Source organism: Acidocella facilis ATCC 35904, from assembly GCF_000687875.1.
Taxonomy (GTDB): Bacteria; Pseudomonadota; Alphaproteobacteria; order Acetobacterales; family Acetobacteraceae; genus Acidocella; species Acidocella facilis.
This window is the reverse complement of sequence record NZ_JHYG01000006.1, coordinates 96,343-117,973: the sequence shown is the minus strand read 5'-3', so window position 1 is coordinate 117,973 and position 21,631 is coordinate 96,343. Positions and strand designations below refer to the sequence as shown.

11 protein-coding genes are annotated in these 21,631 nt (G+C 65.9%); 2 read left to right on the top strand and 9 right to left on the bottom strand.

Features of this window, described 5'->3' with window-relative positions; translation table 11 throughout:
- The first annotated feature begins 177 nt into the window (after positions 1–177).
- Positions 178–2,349, top strand: a complete 2,172-nt coding sequence (locus tag T331_RS0109550; RefSeq protein ID WP_008495466.1) for a GGDEF/EAL domain-containing response regulator — start codon at positions 178–180, stop codon at positions 2,347–2,349.
- On the top strand, positions 2,346–4,895 hold the full coding sequence (locus T331_RS19200) for an ATP-binding protein (protein ID WP_026439843.1): 2,550 nt from the start codon (positions 2,346–2,348) through the stop codon (positions 4,893–4,895). The genes T331_RS0109550 and T331_RS19200 overlap by 4 nt, the downstream gene beginning before the upstream one ends.
- A gap of 33 nt (positions 4,896–4,928) precedes the next feature.
- On the opposite strand, the gene T331_RS0109540 is transcribed toward T331_RS19200, so the two are convergent.
- From T331_RS0109540 to T331_RS0109500, 9 genes are all read right to left on the bottom strand, one after another.
- On the bottom strand, positions 4,929–5,900 hold the full coding sequence (locus tag T331_RS0109540; RefSeq protein ID WP_026439842.1) for a crotonase/enoyl-CoA hydratase family protein: 972 nt from the start codon (positions 5,898–5,900) through the stop codon (positions 4,929–4,931).
- Positions 5,901–6,437: 537 nt separating this feature from the next.
- On the bottom strand, positions 6,438–10,193 hold the full coding sequence (locus T331_RS20545) for a Hint domain-containing protein (protein ID WP_051622295.1): 3,756 nt from the start codon (positions 10,191–10,193) through the stop codon (positions 6,438–6,440).
- 496 nt (positions 10,194–10,689) lie between these two features.
- Positions 10,690–12,021: an aspartate aminotransferase family protein gene (locus T331_RS0109530; RefSeq protein WP_155992674.1), complete on the bottom strand. Its 1,332-nt coding sequence runs from the start codon at positions 12,019–12,021 to the stop codon at positions 10,690–10,692.
- 14 nt (positions 12,022–12,035) lie between these two features.
- Positions 12,036–13,061, bottom strand: a complete 1,026-nt coding sequence (locus T331_RS0109525) for a phosphotransferase (protein ID WP_026439840.1) — start codon at positions 13,059–13,061, stop codon at positions 12,036–12,038.
- Between the two features lie 89 nt (positions 13,062–13,150).
- A complete protein-coding gene (locus tag T331_RS0109520) occupies positions 13,151–16,792 on the bottom strand; it encodes a molybdopterin-dependent oxidoreductase (RefSeq protein ID WP_035179787.1) in 3,642 nt (1,213 codons plus the stop codon).
- 8 nt (positions 16,793–16,800) lie between these two features.
- Entirely contained in the window at positions 16,801–17,553 is a 753-nt protein-coding gene (cobA, locus tag T331_RS0109515; RefSeq protein WP_026439838.1) for a uroporphyrinogen-III C-methyltransferase, read from the bottom strand.
- The gene (nirD, locus tag T331_RS0109510) at positions 17,550–17,870 is read right to left on the bottom strand and encodes a nitrite reductase small subunit NirD (RefSeq protein ID WP_456049065.1); all 321 of its coding nucleotides are present in this window, start codon (positions 17,868–17,870) and stop codon (positions 17,550–17,552) included. The genes cobA and nirD overlap by 4 nt, the downstream gene beginning before the upstream one ends.
- 5 nt (positions 17,871–17,875) lie before the next feature.
- Positions 17,876–20,305 (bottom strand): nitrite reductase large subunit NirB, encoded by a 2,430-nt coding sequence (nirB, locus tag T331_RS0109505; RefSeq protein WP_026439836.1) that lies wholly within the window; start codon positions 20,303–20,305, stop codon positions 17,876–17,878.
- A 28-nt stretch (positions 20,306–20,333) separates the two neighbouring features.
- Complete coding sequence (locus T331_RS0109500) at positions 20,334–21,560, bottom strand: nitrate/nitrite transporter (protein ID WP_026439835.1); 1,227 nt, start codon at positions 21,558–21,560, stop codon at positions 20,334–20,336.
- Positions 21,561–21,631 lie beyond the last annotated feature (71 nt).

The window sequence follows — 21,631 nt, the reverse complement described above, 5'->3', positions numbered from 1 at the left end:
ATTGGGGCAGATCTTGAGATAGCTTCCAACCCTACCGAGAAGGGCAAGAGGGCATTCGGGAAATGAGTTGTCAGCATCTAAGAATAATGCCGTGCCCCGGCCGCCATTCGTGTGTCTCGGTTCGCCTGAAACCGTCTTGTGGGGCGCAACAGGTCCGGCACTGGACAGGCTGAGGTGATGCAGATTTCCCAGCCGACCATCCTGATCGTCGATGACAGCCCGACCAATCGCCGCATTTACGCCCGCCTGGCGCGCAATCTCGGGGTGGAGGCGCATGTCCGCACCTTCGAGAACGCCCAGCAGGTGATCGACTGGCTGCCCGGCAACCAGGCGGACCTGCTGATCACCGACTATAAAATGCCCTTCATGACCGGCGACAAGCTGGTCGCGCATATACGCTCCTACGACCCCAACCTGCCGGTGATCGTCGTCACCGCCTATCACGACCGCAATTACCGCGTCGCCTGCCTGGAAGCCGGGGCGACGGATTTTCTGCTGAGCCCGGTCGACCATGTGGAATTCGTCACCCGGGCCCGCAACCTGTTGAAATTGCGCGCCCAGCAGCAGAACACGCTGCGCCGGGCGGAGATGCTGGAGCGGCGGCTGGCCGCCGGCGTGCCGATGCGCGAGGATTTCGCCATCGATAGCCGCGAGGCGCTGGCGCAGGTGATCGACAATGTCCCGGCGATGATCAGCGCCGCCGACCGGCATGGCAATTGCCTGTTCGTCAACGCCGCCCAGGCCGCCGCCGCCGGCGAGCTGCCGGGCGAGCTGGTCGGCCAGCCGGTGGATCTGCTGTTCGGCTGGGAGCGCGGCATTTCCAGCCGCCGGCTGGACAAGCTGGTGCTGGAAACCGGCCAGCCTTTGCCCGCCCGCGAGGAGGAGGTGATGACCGCCTCCGGCGACACGCTGGTGTACCTGACCAGCAAGGTGCCGCTGCGCGATGCCAATGGCGTGGCGCGCGCGGTGCTGACCACCTCGGTCGACATCACCGAGCGGCGCAATGCCGAGAAGCGGCTGGAATATCTGGCCAATCACGACCCACTGACCGGGCTACCCAACCGTGCGCTGCTGCGCGACCGGATCCAGCGCGAATTCGCCCGCGGCCGCCGGGGGGACCAGCATTTCGCCCTGCATTTCATCGATCTCGACCGGTTCAAATCGATCAATGACAGCCAGGGCCACGCCATGGGGGACCGGCTGCTGCGGCGCATCGCCGAGATGCTGGTCGAGCTGATCGGCGAGGAGGATACGGTGGCGCGCATCGGCGGGGATGAGTTCGCGGTGCTGCAATCCAATATCACCGGGCCGGAGGATACCGCGCGGCTGGCGGATTTGATCATCGCCCGGCTGAATGAGAGCGAGCATGCGCCAGAGGCGCTGAATGTGGGGGCGAGCATCGGCATCTCGATGGCGCCGCAGGACGCGCAGGACGCGGAATCGCTGATGAAGAATGCCGACCAGGCGATGTATGCGGCGAAGCTGGCCGGCGGCAATATGTGGCGCGCCTTCGCCGCCGAGATGGGCACCAATTCCAGCCAGGTGGTCAATCTGGAGCGCGATCTGCTGAACGCCATCGCGCAGCGGGAATTCGTGCTGAACTACCAGCCGCAATTCGATCTGCGCACCGGGGCGCTGACCGGCGCCGAGGCGCTGCTGCGCTGGCGCCGGCCCGAGGCGGGGCTGGTGCCGCCGGGGCATTTCCTCAGCCTCGCCGAGGAAACCGGGCTGATCATGCCGATCAATGAATGGGTGATCCATGAGGCCTGCCGGCAGATCGGGGACTGGGCGCGCCAGGGCGTCACCGGCTTGCGGGTCGGCGTCAATCTCTCGCCGATCCAGTTCCGCCGCCGCGCCATCGCCAAGGTGGTTGCCGCCGCCCTGGCCGAGACCCGGATCGACCCGCGCGCGCTGGACCTGGAACTGACCGAAGGGATTTTGCTGCGCGATGTCGATGACATCATCCCGCAGCTCAACGCGCTGCGCAGCCTGGGGGTCAGCCTGTCGCTGGATGATTTCGGCACCGGCTATTCCTCGCTCGCCTATATGCAGAAATTTCCGCTCGACCGGTTGAAGATCGACCGCTCCTTCATCCAGGGGCTGGCCGAGAACAAGAATGACCTCGCGATCGCGCGCACGATCATCGAGCTGGGCCATATCCTCAATCTGCGCGTCGTCGCCGAGGGGATTGAGACCAACGCCCAGCTCGCTCTGCTGAAAGCCGAGGGCTGCGATGAGGGCCAGGGCTTCCTGCTCGGCCAGGCGCTGGCGCCGGATGTGTTCCTGAACGAGCTGGTCTGGCAGAAATCCCAGGCCTCCTTCCTCTGCGCGGCGCGGAGCGCGCGATGAGGACGCTGAACCGGGCGGGCGATGCGCTGCGTCGGCTGCTCGCCCCGCTGACCCAGCGCCTGCGCGGGCGCCCGGACAGCGAACATGAGATGAGCTTCAACCGGCTGGCGTTGACGGCCGTAATGCTGCTGATTTTCCTCGCTGATGGCCATGCCATGACAGGGAATAGCGAGCTTTGCGTCATGGCGCTGTACGTCGTGCTGACGCTCGGTGTGCTGGCGCATATTCTCTGGCGCCCCGACATCAATATTCCGCGACGAATCCTCGCCCTGCTGCTGGATTGCGGCTTCCTCTCATGGGAGCTCTATCTCGGCGGTGAGAAGATGGCGCTGTTCTATCCGCTATATCTCTGGCTCATCTTCGGCAACGGCTTCCGTTTCGGGCAACGCTTTCTGCTACTCGCCGTGCCAATCGCGGTGCTCAGTTTTCTTGCCGTTGTACTCACCTCCGGCTTCTGGCGCAGCGTACCGGAATTGTCGGCCGGCTTGCTGGTCGGGCTGATTGTTCTCCCCGCCTATGCCGGCACATTGATCCGAAAACTCTCCCAGGCGACCAAGGCGGCCGAGGAGGCGAGCAAGGCCAAGAGCATGTTCCTGGCCAGCGTCAGCCACGAGCTGCGCACGCCGCTGACCGCGATCATCGGCATGAACGAGCTGCTGCGCGCCAGCAAGCTCGATTCCGCCCAGGCGGAGATGGTCGAGACCGTCGGCGTCGCCAGCCATTCCTTGCAGACGCTGATCAACCAGCTGCTGGATTTCTCCCGCATCGAGGCGGGGCGGATGACCAGCACGGTGGAGGAGTTCGACCTGCTGGCGCTGCTGGTCGATGTGCGGCGCATCGTCGAGAGCCAGGTGCGGGAGAAATCCATCGCCTTCAACCTCCACGTCACCCCGCGCACCCCGGTACGGATCAAGACCAGCCGGCTGCATCTGCAGGAAATCCTGATCAATCTCGTCGGCAACGCGGTGAAATTCACCTCCATTGGTGGCGTGGTGCTGGCGGTGGATACCCGCCCCGGCAGCGAGGGCGAGCTGATCCTGCAGGTCGAGGTCTCGGATACCGGCATCGGCATTCCGGTCGAGGCGCAGGCGAAGATTTTTGAGAGCTTCACCCAGGGCGACGCCTCAATTCTCAACCGGTTCGGCGGCACCGGTCTGGGCCTGGCCATCACCAAGCGGCTGGTCGGGCTGCTGGGTGGTGAAATCGCCGTGCAGAGCAAGCTTGGCGAAGGCAGCCAGTTCCGCTTCTTCATCAAGGCGTTGCGTGCCGAGCCGACGGAGGAAATCTGGCGGGCGCCGCCCGGCAAGATCGGCCTGCGGGTGCGCAATCCGCTGAAGCGCGCGCTGATGCGCACCAACCTCGCCGCCATGGGCGCGGAGGTGGAGCTGGTCAATCCCGGCACCATGGTGCCGGCTGATGTGCGCATTCTGGTGGATTACAATAATGACGGCGAACCGCCCTCCGCCCCGGTGAGCAGCCGCGGCGCCGCGCCGATGCTGATCCAGATCCAGCCCGTCGAGGGGCCGGGCCTGCCCGATCTTGCCACCCGGCAACGCTGCACCACCCTGCTCTCGGACGATTTTTCCGACCAGGAATTGCAGCAGGCCTTGCTGATCGCCGGGCGCTTCTGCGGCGTCGTGCCGCCGATCGCAACCAGCGACGAACTGCCCGCCGCCGCGCCGCGTGCCCTGGAGGCCGAGCCTGAACCGGCGCCGCTGCCGGTCTCGCTGATCCGCCGCAATGTGCTGCTGGTGGATGATAACCGGGTCAATCAGCGTGTCTTCACCCGCATTCTGGAAGCGGCCGGGCATAATGTGACGGTGGCCGATAACGGCAACCTGGCGGTGGATATTCTGGAGCGCGAGGATGAGCGCTTCGATATCGTGCTGATGGATTTCAACATGCCCGGGCTGGACGGGCTGGAAGCCACCAAGCTCTACCGGGTGATGGCGCTGGGCCGGGACCGGCTGCCCATTGTCGGGCTGACGGCGGATGCCTTCGCGCAAATGAGCGGCGAATGGCGCAGCGCCGACATGGATGGCTGTCTGGTCAAGCCGGTGGCACCGCAGGATCTGGTGGCGGCGGTGGAAAAGATGGCCCGCATGCGCGAGCCCTCATCGGTGATCGCCCGGCTGGAGGAATGGATCGAGCCGCCGGCGCCGGTGCTGGCCCGGCCCGCGCCCGAAGAATCGCCTTTGGATGATGCGATCATCGCCAATCTGCGGCTGCTCGGCGACAGCCAGTTCCTCAACGAGCTGCTCTCGGATTTCCTCTCCGATGCGAAGGATCTGATCGATCTGCTCTCCGCCGATGCGGAAAAGGGCGATGGGCAGGAGTTTCGCAACCATGCCCACGCGCTGCGCAGCTCGGCGGCGAATGTCGGGGCGAAGGCGCTGGGCAATCTCTGCACTCCATGGGGCGGCTTACGCGGCAGTGAGCTGAAGGCCCAGGCGGGCGCGTTCACCAGCCGCGCCCACACTGAGTTGAAACGGACAAGACAAGCGGTGATGGCGCTTGGCACGATCCGCCGGGCGAACAATCAATGATCGTCGGCCCGGCCGGCATCGCCAAAGCTGCCTTCACTCGGCGGCCATGATCATCGAAGCCTGAGGCTGCAGCGCCGCCAGACGGCGGTCCTGCGCGGCGCAGAGCTTGTCCATCTTGCGCAGATCCGCCTCGGTCAGATTGACGGCGGCCTCGGCCCAGATATCGACGACATCGATCAGCTCTTCCAGCGTGATCGGGTTCACCCGGCGGCGGGCGCGAATGGTTGCGAGATGCGCGTTGAATTTGCGGTTATGCTTGGCGATGTAGCCCTGCACGCAATCCACGCCCTGCCCGTCCTCGGCCAAAACATCGACAACGCCCATCTCATGCAGCTCTTCGGCGGTGTAGATGCGCCCGGACAGGATCATTTCCTCGGCCTGCTTGCGGCTGACCCGGCGGGTCAGGAAGCTATAGGCGCCCATGCCGGGGAACAGATTGAACAGGACTTCCGGCAGCCCCATCTTGGCGTTGCGCTCGGCAACGATGATGTCGCAGCACAGAGCGTTCTCGAAACCACCGCCCAACGCATCGCCCTGGACCAGCGCCATGGTGATCACCGGTGCGTCAAAAGCCATATGATGACGATGCACTGCCTTCACCGCGACATGGCCGTAATGGCGCATCGCATCAAGGTCGCTCTGGCGGATACGCTGAGCAAAATGCCCGAGATCACCACCGAGATTGTAGATGCCCTCAACGGCGGAGGCCATCACCATCCAGTTGAACGGGCTGTTTTCACGGCGTGGCCCGCGCGGGAAGGAGGAAACGATCAAATCCTGCATTTCGCTGATATCCTGCATCAGCGCATGGGTATAAGAAGGCCGGCCGGTCGGCTTCATCATGCACCAGAAGGTGCTGGCCGGCGCATCAAGCTCAAGACGCAGATTATCAAACCGGCGGTTGAGCAGGGTCTGCAGCGCCAGGCCCTGGAAATCCTCGTTCTGTGAGGAGGTGGCGCTGTCGTTCTGCAGGCGGGCGGTGGTGGCGAAATTGACAAAGTTCATCTCAACTCTCCGTAGGTTCCATAAAAAAACCAACCGTGCGAAGCCCGAACTACGAGACTCCATCTCCCGGCTGTGCCCGCACTATGGACTGAAATTTTGAGTAGAGTTTAAAAAATTTTCCGATCTTTAAGTAGTTTTTATGGCGTGAAACGAAGTTTCGGCGGGCATCATAGCTTTAGCGGAACAAACAGCCACCCTGAGATTATTGCAAAAACAACCCATTTCGGGCGCGGGCTGGAGTTGGAGGCGTAAAGCCGTGGAAAAATTTTCTAACTTATCAAAGCATTAAAAATGCATATGGCGACGATTTTACGCCACGCGGCCACCGCCGGGCGATCGCCGCGCCAGGGAACGCGGCTGCCCCGGCCCGCCGCTAACGGCACTTCTGGCGCTTCGCGCGGTTTTGGCACCGGCTGAGTCGCAAAAACCCGCACCAGCGCCATAAAATATTCACAGACATCGCCCCGCCCGGCCGCGAAGCAGGCACAAAAAAGGGCGGCCGAAGCCGCCCTTTTCAGATGATGACCGCCGTCAGGCTCAGGCGACGCGGCGCCCCGCAGCCAGCAGGCGGGCGCGGGTCGCGGCCGGCACCTGGCGGGCGGATTTCGCCCGCGGGTAGGGCATCTCGGCGATCGCGGTCTCCGGCGCGCTGCGCTCATCCCAGTTGTGGAAATGCATGCGCTCGATGTTATCGACGAAGCTTTCCGCCGCCACGCCTTCGGCCAGCAGCAGCTCATGGCTGGCCAGCTCGACATGGTAGTAGGTGAACTGGGCCGGGATGTCGCGCTCGCGCACGATGCTCTCGCCATTCACCAGCGCCCCTGCCTGGACCAGCACGCCATCCAGGAAGATCGCATGGTCGGGCGAGACGCAGAGATCGCGCTTGGGCAGGTTTTCGCCGAGGGCGCCGGCCTTGATCCGCACCGGGTAGGAGCGGATCGGGTCGGCGAAGGCCTTGGCGACATGGCTCTGTCCCAGCCAGCGGATCGGCAGAGCGCGGCCATCCTGGGTCAGCACCAAATCGCCCTCGCGCAGAGCCTCAACGGCAACCTCGCCGCTCGGCGTGGCAATGTTGGTGCCGGCGCAGAAGCAGAGAGTGACGACCAGCTGGCCGGAGGCATCGCTCACCTTGAACCAGCTGGCGCTGTCGCCGGAGCTCAGGCTCAGCGCGATGGTCACGGCGGCGCCGTCAGTGGTGTCGCTCACCACCAGCGTGCCGTTATTATAGGTCTCGGTCAGCTTGTCGGCGCTGGAGCTGAGCGAGAAATTGGCAGCACCCAGCGTAATCGCGTCGGTGGTGCCGAAATTCGTCAGCGTCTCGTTCAGCACATGGTTGGTGACGTTGCTGCCAGTGAAATCCACCGCGCTGCCCGCACCATTGCCTTCCATGTTGATCGGCCCGGAGAGCGAGCCCGCCGCGACGATGGTGCCGTAATCATAGATCGCCGAGAAGCTGGAGCCGGAGGCCAGCGAGGCGGTGACACCGCTATCCACCGTCAGCGTGCCCGGACCGGTGATGGCCTGGCTGTCGCTGAAATTGGAGGCGATGGTCACCTGCGCGCCGGAGGTCAGCGAGACCGCCGTGGCGTCGGTGCCGCCGAGCACCAGCGTGCCGCTATCGGTGATCGCGCCCAGCGTGGTGGCGCCGGTCAGGGTCGCGGAACCTGACACGGCCAGCGTGCCGGTGCCAGTCAGCGAGCCGGCGTCGAGGAAGGCCGCACCGGAGGCGACGGTGATGAAGCCGTTATCCGTGACGCCGCTGCTGCTCACCGAGGCGGCATTGGCGCCGACGACCACTGTCTCCTTGGCGGAGATCACATCGCCTGGGGCGACATTGCCGGAGAAATTATTCGCCTGCTCGAAATTCGAGCCATTTGCACCGGTGAAGGTGAAGGCGGTGGCAATGGTCGGGGCCAGCTCGATGGTGACGCTGTTGGTGCCGATCAGATTGACGAAGGAGCCGCTGGTCAGGGTGGTGCCGGAGACGCCGGCCAGAGACACGGTGTTCGTCCCCAGCGCGTTGCCGGAACTGTCGGTCAGGGTCTCGGTCAGCACGCCATTGGCGTAGCTGATGGTCAGCCCTTCGCCGGCCGGGATGGAGACGCCGGTGGCGACCAGCTCATCGGTGGTGCCGAAATTCGTCAGCGCGGGCACGGTGTTGCCCAGCGCCATCTGCAGCACGCTGCCAGCGCCATTGCCTTCCATATTGACCGGGCCGGAGAGTGAACCGGCGGCAATGATGGTGCCGAAATCATTGATCGCGGCGAAGCTGGAACCGGAGGCCAGGGACGCGGTGACGCCCTTATTCACGGTCAGCGTGCCGAGGCCGGTGATGGCCTGGCTGTCGCTGAACGCGCCGGAGAGGGTCACCTGCGCGCCGGAGGCGAGCGAGATGGCGGCGGCATCGTTGCCGGCCAGCACCAGCGTGCCGCTATCGGTGACCGCGCCCAGCGTGGTGGCGCCGGTCAGTGTGGCGGAGCCCGCGACGGCCAGCGTGCCGGTGCCGCTCAGCGAACCGGCATCGATGAACTTCGCACCGGAAGCGACGGAGATCACGCCGTTATCGGTGACGCCGCTGGAGGTGACGGACGCGGTGTTGGTCGCGATGGTCACGCGCTCATTGGCGGAGAGCACATCGCCCGGGGCGACGCCGCCGGAGAAGTTCGAGTAGAGTTCGAAATTCGAATTGGTGGCGCCGGTGAAGACGTAGGAGGTGGCGGCGGTCGGCGCGGTTTCGACCAGCTCGCCATTGGCGCTGGAGAGCACCACGAAGGAAGAGGTGGAGAGGCCGGTGCCGGAGATGCTCAGCTTGGTGCTGGCCACGGTGGCGCCGTTGCTGCTGGTCTCGGCGATGGTGAGCGCGCCGTTGGCGTAGCTGTAGGAGATGCCCTCGCCGCTGGTCAGGGCCGGCAGCACGGAGGCGCCGAGATCGATCACATCATTGCCGGTGAAGCCGGTGATGGTGCCGCCGAAGCCGGCGCTGTTGTCATTGACGATCAGCTCGTTCGGGGAGCTGGCGGAACCCAGCGTGCCGAAGACGACGCTGAGCGAGCCGTCATTGCCGGCGGTGTTGTAGAGCCCGAAGGTGGCACCATTCTGGATGGTGATGGTGCCCGCACCGGTGATCGACTCGTTGCTGCTCAGCTGGGTGCCGGGGCCGCTGACGACCATGGTGCTGGCCGCGGTGACGGTGCCGTTGGCGCCAACCAGGGTGTTGGTGCCGCTGGAAATGGTGCTGGGCGCGGCGGAGATATACTCGGCCCCGGCGCTGTTGGTGCCGATCACCACCGGGCTGGCCAGGCTGCCGGCCAGGGTCAGGGTGGTGGCGGTGCCGCCGTTATGGGTGGTCAGCAGCGTGTTGCCGCCGGCGCTGGCGAAGGTGATGTTAGAGGCGCTGGTGAAACCGTCGATCTCCAGCGTGTCCCCCGCGGTGAAGCCGGCGATGGTGCCGTTATTCAGCGTGCCCTGGGCAACCGAGAGGGTGTTGCCGCTGCCGGAGAAGGTCACTTCCTCCTGCGTGGCAAAGCCCGCGGAGAGGGTGGCGTTGGCGCCATTCTCGATGACGATATAGCCATCGATGGTGGTGGAGGAGGCGGCGGTGTTGGCGCCGTCCAGCACGGTGGCCTCGATGTTCAGCTGGCCGCCATTATCGACGACCCAGCCGGCATTGTAGAAATTCGAGACAGTGGCGGTCTGGCCGCTCATTGTGCCGGCGGTGATGTCGATGAGACCCGTGCCGCTGACCGAGATCAGGCCGTAATTGATCAGGCCGTGCAGCGCCTGGGCATTGCCGCCGATGGTGTTGGCGATGCTCAGCGTATCGCCAGAGGCGGCGTCGATCAGGCCGAAATTCTCGTTGATCGTCTCAACGGTCAGCGTGTCGGTGCCGACCGCGTAGACCGACATATGCGAATCATAGCGCGGCGTGGAGGAGAGCGCGCCATGCAGGCCGGTCATCGTGTTGCCGGCGGCGGTGGTGCCGCTATTGCCGTAGAAAATACCCAGCGCCTCGCCGCCGATGGTCAGGTTGGCGCCGCTGGTCAGGGTGATGCTTTCACCCGCGACCTGGTTTTCTTGCAGGACATAATAGGTTGTGTTGTTGGTGGTCACGGTCTGGGCCACCATGATCACGCTGGCGTTATTGTCCGTCGGGGCCAGATAGGGCTGGGTGCTGTTGGTGCCGGAAATGACGATGGACTGGTTACCCGTCGCGGAGGAGGCCGGGACCGACCCGCTCCAGTTATTCGCGTTGAACCAGTTGCTCGAGGATGAGCCATTCCACGTGTCAGACATTCCCACCACTCCAAAAAAGCCAGACCGGACGGCCCCGGCGCGCGCAAAAGTTAAATTTGAGCCACCTAAAACACCTAAAGGCGAGTAAAAAAAGGCGCGTCGACCAAAATTATCTACAAATTTCCGTGAGTGGTGATTAAAAAACGTATGTTACGTTTCTTTTTTTATATTGTCTGTTGTTAATATGGCTGACATCGCAGCTTTCCGGCGGCGCTCCGGGGCCGGATGGCACGTCTCACCCGGCGGCATTTTTTGCGGGCCTCGAAATTATTTTAACCGCGTGATGGGTCGATCAGACGCTTCGATGCATTGTTGAAACAAGCGAATCGCCGCCTGTTTGTCACCGTCCGTGAGGAAGGCGCCCGCAACCGCGCGGCGGCGGGCGAAGCCGCGCGAGTGGCCGGTGAACAGCTGATACCGAGCGGGCTGAAGACGAAGCGGCTGAAGCGCCCCTTACCCCGCCCAGGCCACCCGCCGCGCGCGGGCGCCAGCCGGCTCAGCCGCGCAGGATGTCCGCCATGGCGCTGAGCAGCCGGTCGGCCTCGGCCGGGCCGAAGACCAGAGGCGGGCGGATTTTCAGCACATTCGCATCCGGCCCGGTGGCGCTAATCAGAATGCGCCGGTCGCGCAGCCCGTTGACGATCTTCGCCGCCATTTCGGCCGAGGGCGCGCCAGTCCGCGCATCGCGCAGCGCCAGCCCGATAAACAGACCCGCCCCGCGCACCTCGCCGATCTCGCCATGGCGGGCGCCGAGGCCGCGCAAGCCCTTCATCAGCAAGGCGCCGGTGCTGCGGGCCTTCGCAATCAGCCCGTCCCGCTCGATCACATCCAGCACCGCCATGCCCACCGCGCAGGAGACCGGATTGCCGCCGAACGTGTTGAAATAGCGCATCGCCTGGCCGAACGCGTCGGCCAGAGCGGGCTTCGCGAACAGCCCGGCCATCGGATGGCCATTGCCCATCGGCTTGCCGCAGGTGACGATGTCCGGCACCACCCCATGCCGGGCAAAGCCCCACATGCCATCGCCGGTGCGCCCGAAGCCCGCCTGCACCTCATCGGCGATGAACAAGGCCCCCGCCGCGCGCGCCGCCTCCACCGCCGCGGCCAGGAAGCCCGGCGGGTCGGCATAGACGCCATCGGAGGAGAAGATCGTATCCACGATCAAGGCCGCCGGGCGGATGCCATGGCGGGCGAGGTCGGCGAAGGCAGCGGCGACATTGGCGGCAAAGCGCGGGCCGGGATTTTCGCCGGAAGGTGCCGGCACGGTGCGCACATGCGCCCCCAGCGGCGAGGCTTTGCCGAGTGAGGGCGAAAACGCCGCCACCGCCTCGGTGACGCCATGATAGGCCAGCTCGGTGACGACGATGCCGCTGCCGCCGGTGGCGTGGCGGGCGATGCGCATTGCCAGATCATTCGCCTCGCTGCCGGTGCAGGTGAACATCGCCCGGCCGATCTCGGCGGGCAGAGTGGCCAGCAGCCGCTCGGCATAGGTGAGAATGGTCTCGTGCAGATAGCGCGTATGGGTGTTCAGCGTGGCGGCCTGGGCGGTGAGGGCCGCCACCACATGCGGATGGCAATGCCCGACCGAGGCGACATTGTTATAGACATCCAGATATTCATTCCCCTCCGCATCCCATAGGATACAGCCCAGCCCGCGCACCGGATGCACCGGGGTGCGGTAGAATAGCCGGTAGGCCGCCCCCAGCGCCGCCTGGCGGCGGGCGACCAGGGCGGCATCGGCAGCGGGCAGCAAAGCGGCATCCTGCGCCGAAAAAGCGTTGACCATGCCGGCATTGGGACCTGAGGCGGAGGGCGGAGCGTCGGTCATCTTGGGTCCTCGGGTTACGGGGCGAAGAGCAGGGCGGCGGCCTCGTCCCCCGCCGCGTCCAGGCGGGCAAGGGCGCGCGCGGCGCTGGGGGCGTTGCGCAAGATATAGTCCGCACGGTGCGGGTTACGGGCGGCGCGCCAATTGGCAATGGTCAGGGTCAACGCCGCCCGCGCGCCGGTCAGCGCCGGCAGGAGCTGTTGCTCCAGCTTCGTCAGCGGCAACATGGCGCCATAGGCCCGCACGCAGGACGGGGCATGGCCCAGAGCGCCCTCGCCGCGCGGCACCAGATAGGCCAGCGCCACCGCCAGATCCTGCACCAAAGGGGCCTGCAGCATATCGCCGAAATCGATCACCCTGAGCCGGCCGGCTGCATCGCGCATGATGTTGTAGGGGTTGAAATCATTATGCACGATCTGCTGGCGCAGCGCTCCCTGATGCGGCAGCGCCGCCGCGCGGTAGCGGGCCAGAGCCCGCCGTGCCAGCCCGAGATGCGCCGGGTCGGCGATCGTCTCCATCATCCCGGTATAATCGGGCAGCCGCCGATGGTCCCAGAGCAGCGTGCGCTGGGCGGCCGGATGGGTGAAGCCGGCCAGGCCGCGATCGAGCCCGGCCAGCATGTGGCCGATGGCCGCCGCATCCGCCGCGTTCAGCGCCTCCCCGCCAATCTGTGCGCCGGGGACATAGGAGACCACGAGCATGATATGCGCCGCCCCCGCCTCGGCACGGATGCGGGGAAACACCTCCCCGGTCAGCGTCCGGCGCACGCGCGCGGTGCCCAGATCCGGCGCGGTGACGGCGAGATGGTCGAGTGCCGCCGCCTGCAGCGCCAGAGCCTCCGGCGGCTCGGCGATATTGGCGATTTTCACCACCCAGTCCCGCCCGGCGCCGGTATCCAGCCCGAAGGTGAGGTCCTTCTCGCTAGGCAGCCGCGTCAGCGTGCCGTGCAGCCCGTATTCACGCGCCAGAAACGCCAGGATTTGCGGCAGGGCGATGTCGGGCGGCGGGGTTTCCAGAAGGTCGAGCGCGGCTTGGTGGGACATGGTCTCGTACAGCTGTGATCAATGACTGCAAGACGAGACGACATCTCCCGTACAGCGCCAGAGCGGGGTAAAACGACCGACCAGAGGGATCAATAGACATCGCGCAGATAGCGCTTTTCGGCCGCCAGCTGGTCCAGATAGGCAGACGCCGCATCGGCCTTCAAAGCGCCCTGCTCGGCGATGATCTGGCCGAGGGCCACATGCACATCCTTGGCCATGCGGGCGGCGTCACCGCAGATATAGAGGCACGCTCCCTCCTGCAGCCAGGCCCAGAGCCGCGCCCCCTCCTCGCGCAGCCGGTCCTGGACGTAGATTTTCCGCGTCTGGTCGCGCGAGAAGGCGGTGGAGAGGCGGTGCAGAGACCCGGCTCGCGCCAGCGCCTCCAGCTCTTCGCGGTAATAGAAATCGCAGGCCGCGCGCTGCTCGCCGAAGACCAGCCAGTTGCGGCCACGCGCGCCTCTCGCCTGGCGCTCCTGCAGGAAGCCGCGAAACGGGGCGATGCCGGTGCCAGGGCCGATCATGATAACCGGCACATCATCCGCCGGCAGGCGGAAATGCGGGTTGGGCTGGATGAACAAAGCCACCGCCCGCGCCCGGTCCGCCAGGAAGCGCGAGCAGAGCCCGCCGCTTTGCCGCCCGGCGACCTCGTAGCGCAGGATATTCACCGTCAGATGGACCTGATCCGGATGCGCGGCGAGGCTGGAAGCGATCGAGTAGAGCCGGGGGGTGAGTGGCTTGAGCAGCGCCAGCCATTCCTCCGGGCTGGCCTTGACCGGATAGTCCGCGAGCAGGTCGCGCAGCTGCCAGCCTTTGTGCCAGGGCGCTTGCGCATCCCACGCTGGGCCGGTGGCCAGGGCCGGGGCGCGGGCGGCGCAGAATGCCAGCATCGCCGGGGTGAGGCGGGAGATATCCCGCCCGGCCAGCTGTTCGGGCGCCAGCCCGGTGAGCCGGGCCAGCTCCTCCAGCAGACGCGGGTCGTTTTCCGGCCAGACTCCCAACGCGTCGCCAGGCTGATAGGCGATGCCGGCGCCGGCGAGGTCGAAGATGATCTGCCTTGTGTCTTTCTCTGACCCGGCCTGGTTGAGGCGGTGATTGCCGATCAGCCGGGCGCGATACGGGCTGGTGCGAGTGACACCGGACGGCGCGGGCGCGGCGGGGGCGGCGGGGGCTCCCAGCGCCGGCAGGGCGGCATCGATCCAGGCTTGCGCCGCCGCCTCCTCGCCCGGCTCGCAATTGCGCCGGGGCAGCAGGGCGGTGGCGCCCAGCGCCAGCAGCCGCGCCTCCAGCGCCGCCGCGAAGCCGCAGAAGCGCGCATAGGCGGTATCGCCGAAGCCGAGAATGCCAAAGCGCAGCCCCTCCAGCCGGGGCGCGCCCGGCGCCGCCAGGGCCTGCCAGAAGCGGGCGGCATTGTCCGGCGCGTCGCCATCGCCGAAGCTGGCGGCGAAGAACAGCACGGTGCCGACGAGGGTTGCGGGGCTGGCCTCGTTCATCGGCCGGGCGATGAGGCCCAGACGCTGCGCCGCCGCCTGCGCCTGGGCCGCCGCGGTGCCGGTTTGCGAGGCGTAGAGGATGCTCACCGCAGCCCCCTCCGGTGCAAGCCCGGCCAGCGTCTCTGGCACCGCCTGCCTCACCGCCGCGACACGTTCCAGCGCCACCGCGCAGATCTTGAATTCCGGCTGCAGCGAGGCCGCATCCACCGCCGGGCTGGTGAGCTGGTTGATCGCCAGATCATCCCCGAACACGTCATTCCAATGAAAGGGCGCGAAGAGCTGGCCCGGCTGCACGCGCGGGCTGAGCAGGGCCGGCAGCACGGCGCGGCCCCGGCGGGAGCGCAGCGCCAGGCTATCACCTTCCTGCAGCCCCAGCGCGGCGGCATCCTGTGCATGGATCTCGACGAACGGGCCAGGATTGAGCTTGTTCAAGGCCGGGACTTTCCCGGTCTTGGTCAGGGTGTGCCATTGATGCTGCACCCGGCCGGTATTGAGGAGGAAGGGAAATGCCGCATCCGGCAGCTCCGCCGGGGGCAAGCAGGGGCGCGGGTGGAACATCGCCCTGCCGGAGACGGTGGGGAAAACCGGCGTGCCGCTTGCCATATAGCGCACCGGGTTGCGCGGGCCGGATTGCGGGCCGACCGGCCATTGCAGCGGGGTATCCGCCAGCCGCGCATGGCTGGCGCCGGAGATGTCGTAGCCGGTCTGCGGGTTGGAGAAACGCTTGATCTCCTCGAAGATTTCCGCCGCATTGGCATAGGCGAAGCCGGGATAGCCCATCGCGGTGGCCACCTGCGCGATCCAGCGCCAATCCGCCATCGCCGCGCCTGGCGGGGGTACGGCTTGCGGGGCGAGGGTCATGTTGCGTTCGGAATTCACCATCACCCCGTCCGCTTCCGCCCAGAGCGCGCCGGGAAGCAGGATATCCGCATAAGGGGCGGTTTCGGTGTCCAGGAAGGCATCCTGGACAATCACCAGCTCAGCTGCCTTCAGCCCGTCGATGGTGCGCCCGCGCGCCGGCATGCTGGCGACCGGGTTGGTGCAGATGATCCAGCAGGCTTTGATCTCGCCTTGCGCCATCGCATCGAACATCGCCACCGCGCCGCTGGCCGGGGCATCGCGCAGGCTGCCGGGGGGGAGGGTCCAGAGGGTTTCGGTGAAGGCGCGGTCGGCCGGGTTCTGGGTGCTGCGCTGGCCGGGCAGGCCAGGGCCCATATAGCCCATCTCGCGCCCGCCCATGGCGTTGGGCTGGCCGGTGAGGGAGAACGGCCCGGCGCCTGGCTGGCAGATGGCGCCCAGCGCCAGATGTAGATTGCACAGCGCATTGCTGTTCCAGGTGCCGCGCACGCTCTGGTTCAGCCCCATCGTCCACAGGCTGACGAATTTCTTGCTGCGTCCGATCCAGGCGGCGGCTTTCGTGATATCGGCTGCATCCAGGCCGGTGATGTCCGCCACTTGCGCCAGCCCGTAATCGGCCAGCAGCTTCAGCATCGCCTCCCAGCCTTCGGTATGCGCGGCGATAAAGGCTGTGTCGGTCTGGCCGGCCTCGTGCAGCAGACGCAGCAGGCCGTTGATGAGGGCGATATCCGTGCCGGGCTTGAGTTGCAGGAACAGATCCGCCTTCTCCGCCGTGGCGCTGCGGCGCGGATCCACCACGATCAGCTTCGCGCCCTGCTTCACCCGGTCCAGCAGGCGCAGGAACAGGATCGGGTGGCAATCGGCCATGTTGGCGCCGATGACCAGGAAAATATCGGCCTGGTCGAGATCGTCATAAGAACCGGGCGGGGCGTCGGCGCCCAGAGACTGTTTGTAGCCGGTGGCGGCGCTGGCCATGCAGAGGCGGGAATTGGCCTCGATATGGCGGGTACGGATAAAGCCTTTCGCCAGCTTGTTGGCGAGATATTGCGCCTCCAGCGACATCTGGCCGGAGATATAAAAGCTGATCGCATCCGGGCCGTGCGCGTCCAGAATGGCGCGCAGCCGGGCGGCGGTTTGCGTCACGGCGGCCAAGGCGGGCAAAGGCTGCTGCCCATCGGCGCGGGCGGGGCGGATATAGGCGCTGTCCAGCCGCCCTTGGCTAAGCGGCAGATGGCAGCTCTGCCCCTTGGTGCAGAGCCGGCCGCGATTGGCGGGGTGGGATTTGTCCCCGCTGACCTTGGTGACGCGCCCCTGCTCCACCTGCATGACGATACCGCACCCGACCCCGCAATAGGGGCAGACGGATTTGACCTGCTCTGCCACGCCAGCCCTCAGACGCAGGCGGCCAGAGGCAGGCGCACCGGCACGCGCCCGGCCATCGCCTCGCCGATCAGGATCAGCACCGGCCCCTCCCCCGCTTCCGCGCGCAGCCGCGCCGGCAGCGTGCCGATGCTGGCGGCGAGGACGCGCTCATCCGGGCGGGAGACGTTTTCGATCGCCAAGGCCGGGGTGGCCGGGTCCAGCCCCGCCTCCAGCAGATGCGCCGCGAAGCCACCCAGAGTTTGCGCGCCCATATAGAGGGCGAGCGTGCCGCCGCGCTGCGCCAGCCCGGCGAAATCATGCGCCGGGATATCGCCCTCCGCGGTGTGGCCGGCGACGAAATGCACCGCGCGCGAGACCATGCGCTGGGTGAGCGAGCGTTGCAGCGTGGCGGCGGCCGCCAGGGCGGCGGTGATGCCGGGGATGATCTCATATTCGATGCCGGCATCCTCCAGCGCCGCCATCTCCTCGGTGGCGCGGCCGAAGATCATCGGATCACCCCCTTTCAGGCGCAGCACGATACCGGCAGTTGCCCGCGCCTCACGTATCAGCAGGGCGCAGATTTCCGCCTGGGTGGCGGAATGGCGAAAGCAGCGTTTGCCGACATCGATCAGCCGCGCCCGCGGGTGAGCCAGCGCCAGGATCTCGTCACTGACCAATGAATCATGCAGCACCACGCTGGCTGTTTGCAGCAGGCGCAGGGTTTTCACGGTGAGCAGATCCGGATCGCCCGGCCCGGCCCCGACCAGCACCACCCGGCTCATGGCGTCACCGCCAGCAGGATCCGCCCATCCTCCAGCTTCACCTGAAAGCGGTTGGTGCAGCCGCTATCCGGCCCCTGCGCCGCACCGGTTTCCAGCGAGATTACCCAGCCATGCAGCGGGCAGGTGACGGAGCTGCCGTGCACGATGCCCTGGCTGAGCGGCCCCTGCTTGTGCGGGCATTGGTCGCGCAGGGCGAAGACGCGGTCGTCATTGGTGCGGAAGATCGCGATGTCGCCGAAGGCGGTTTTCACGCAGCGCGCGCCCAGGCGCGGAATCTCGGTCAGCGCGCCGACATCGGTGAAGAGGGGAATGTTCATATCCATTAGACCAGCTCCGCCAGCGGCTGATAAGAGGTTTGGTTGGTGGCGGCTTCCTGCGCCCAGGGGTCGATCTGCGCGAATCTCTGCGCGTAGAGGAATTTCTCGTAGAGCGCGGCACGGTTTTGCGCATCGTCCACGATGCGTTCCTGCACATATTTCAGCCCGACCCGCTCGATCCAGGGGGCGGTGCGTTCCAGATAGCGGGCTTCCTGGCGGTAGAGTTGCAGGAAGGCGCCGCAATATTCCAGAACCTCCGCCTCGGTGGTGACCTTGCAGAGCAGCTCGGTGGCGCGCACCTTGATGCCGCCATTGCCGCCGACATGCAGATCCCACCCCGCTTCGGTGGCGACGACGCCGTAATCCTTGATCGTCGCCTCCGCGCAATTGCGCGGGCAGCCGGAAACCGCGAGCTTGACCTTATGCGGGTGCCAGGAGCCCCAGGTCATTTTCTCCAGCGCGATCCCCATGGCGGTGGAATCCTGCGTGCCGAAGCGGCACCATTCCGAGCCGACACAGGTTTTCACCGTGCGCAGCGCCTTGCCGTAGGCATGACCGGAGACCATGCCGGCGGCGTTGAGATCCGCCCAGACGGCGGGCAGGTCTTCCTTCTTCACCCCCAGCATATCGACGCGCTGGCCGCCGGTGATCTTCACCGTCGGGATGGCGAATTTATCGCAGACATCGGCGATGGCGCGCAGCTCGGCGGCGGAGGTGACACCGCCCCACATGCGCGGGATGACGGAGTAGGTGCCGTCCTTCTGGATGTTGGCGTGCATGCGCTCATTGACGAAGCGCGATTGCTGATCATCCTGATATTCGCCAGGCCATTCGCAGAGCAGGTAGAAATTCAGCGCCGGGCGGCAGGCGGCGCAGCCATCGGGCGTGGTCCATTCCAGCGCCTGCATCACGGCCGGGATGGTTTTCAGCTCCTGGCCGCGAATGCGGTGGCGGACCTCGTCATGTCCATACGCGGTGCATTTGCACATCGGCTTGACACTGGCGGGTTTGAAATCCGCGCCGAGGGTGAGCTTCAGCAGCCCTTCCACCAGCCCGGTGCAGGAACCGCAGGAGGCCGAGGCCTTGGTGCAGGCGCGTACCTCGTCCAGAGAGCCGCAGCCGCTCTCGATGGCGTTGACGATGCTGCCTTTCTTCACCCCGTTGCAGCCGCAGATCTCCGCGTCATCGCCCAGCAAAGCCAGGCTCTCCAGCGGGTCGCCGGCGGCGGCGCGCGGGCCGTAGATCACGGTTTCGCGCAAATCGCCGAGATCGACGCCATCCTTCAGCAGTTGGAAATACCAGCTGGCATCCGAGGCATCGCCGAAGCAGACCACGCCGACGAGCTTATCCCCGCGCAGCACCAGGCGTTTATAAATGCCGCGCGCGGCGTCGCGCAGCACCACATCCTCGGTGCTGGCATCGCCCAGGAACTCGCCGGCGGAGAACATCTCGATGCCGGAGACTTTCAGCCGCGTGCCGGTGGCGATGGGCATGAATGCGGTCTGCGCCACGCCGGTGAGATGATCGGCGGCGATTTTCGCCATCTCCCAGATCGGCGCGACCAGGCCGAAACATTGTTTGTCGAACTCCACGCATTCGCCGATGGCGAAGATGTTTTCATCCGATGTGCGCAAGGACGCATCGACCTTGATGCCGCGATCGCAGGCGAGGCCGACGGCACGGCCAAGCCCGGCATTGGGGCGAATGCCCACCGCCATCACCACCAGATCCGCCTCGATGCGCGTGCCGTCCTTCAACAGCACGGCGCTCACCGGGCCGTCCTCGCCCTCGCCGTCAAAGGCTTCGGTATTGGCGCTGGTGAAGATGCGCATGCCGCGCTGGCTGAGTTTCTGTTCGAGCAGATGCGCGGCCGAGGCATCGAGCTGGCGTTCCATCAGCGTCGGCATCAGATGCACGATGGCAACCTTCATGCCGCGCAGATTGAGCCCGTGCGCCGCTTCCAAACCGAGCAGCCCGCCGCCAATGACCACAGCCTTCTTGCCGGGGGCGGCGATGGCCAGCATCTCCTCCACATCCGCCTTGGAGCGGAAGGTCATCACGCCGGGGCGGCCCACGCCGGGCAACGGCAAGGTGAAGGGATTGGAGCCTGTGGCCAGCAGCAATTTATCATAGGCGCGCGTGGTGCCGTTGGCGCCGCGCACGGTTTTCCGCGCACGGTCGATCCAGTCCACATGCTCGCCGGCGATCAGCTCGATCTTGTTCTGCGCGTACCAGTCGAGCGGATTGATGACGATCTGCGCGAAGCTCTTCTCGCCCGCCAGCAGCGGGGAGAGCATGATGCGATCGTAATTCGGCTCCGGCTCGGCGCCGAACACGGTGATTTCATATTTGCCGGGATCACGCGCCAGGATTTCCTCCACGGTGCGCATCCCCGCCATGCCATTGCCGATGACAACCAGTTTTTCCTTGCCCATCGCGTCACTCCTTTCCTTGAATTGCGCTTCAGATACGCACGGAGCCTTCCGCGTAGCCGCGGGAGAAGCTGATGCGCCATTCATTGCGGACGATGTTGATGCCGATGAAGGCGACCAAGGCGAGGCCAGCGAAGATCAGGAATCCCGCCTGGTAGGAGCCGGTCCATTGCTTGGCGAAGCCGAGCGAGGAGGCGAGGTAGAAGCCGCCAATACCGCCGGCGCAGCCGACGATGCCGGTCATCACGCCGATCTCCTTGATGTAGCGCACCGGTACCAGCTGGAACACCGCGCCATTGCCCATACCCAGCGCCAGCATGGCGATGACGAAGCCGGCCAGCGCCATGGGCATGGTCGGCAGGCCGAAGCTCACCGCCAGCAACGCCAGCGCGGCGATCGGGTACATGAAGGAGAGCGCGTTGATGCCGCCGAAGCGGTCCGCCAGGGCGCCGCCGAGCGGGCGCACCATGGAGCCGGCGAAGACGCAGGCGGCACTGGCATAGCCGGCATCCACCGGGGCCAGAGCGTACTGGGTGTGAAAATAGATCGGCAGCGAGGAGGCCAGCCCGACGAACCCGCCGAAGGTGACGCCATAGAACAGCATGAACCAGTAAGTATCCTTCATGCCGAGCACGCTGAGATAATCGCGCGCCGAGATTTTCGGCCCCTGGCCTGGCGCATCCTTGGCGAGGAGGATGAACAGCACCAGCACCACGCTCATCAGAATCGCGGTGAGGCCAAAGACGTTGGTCCAGCCAAAGGCCAAGCCAAGGGCAGGGGCGAAAAGCGCGGCCAGCACGGTGCCGGAATTGCCGGCCCCGGCGATGCCCATCGCCTTGCCCTTATGCTCGACCGGATACCAGCGCGAGGCCAGCGGCAGCGCGATGGCGAAGGAGGCGCCGGCCATGCCCAGCACCACACCCAGCCCGAGCAAGGCGGAAAAGCCGGGAATGCCGAAGAACCAGGCGGCGGCGAGGCCGAGAATGACGATGCTCTGCGCGACGATGCCGGCCTTCTTGCCGCCGATGCGGTCCGCCATGGCGCCGTTGAACAGCCGCAGGATGGCGCCGGCCAGAACCGGGGTGGCGACCATCAGGCCCTTATGCGCGGGGTCGAGATGCAGGGCCTTGGCAATCTGGATGCCAAGCGGCCCCAGCAGCACCCAGCACATGAAGCTGAGATCGAAATAGAGAAAGGCGGCCAGCAGCGTGGGGGTATGGCCGGATTGCAGAAAGCTCTTGCTCTGGGCTTGAGACATTGGAAACCTCGAGGCAGCGCTTTGAAATCGCCGCACGCTGGCCGCCCTTGGCCCGCGAGTAGAATGAACGG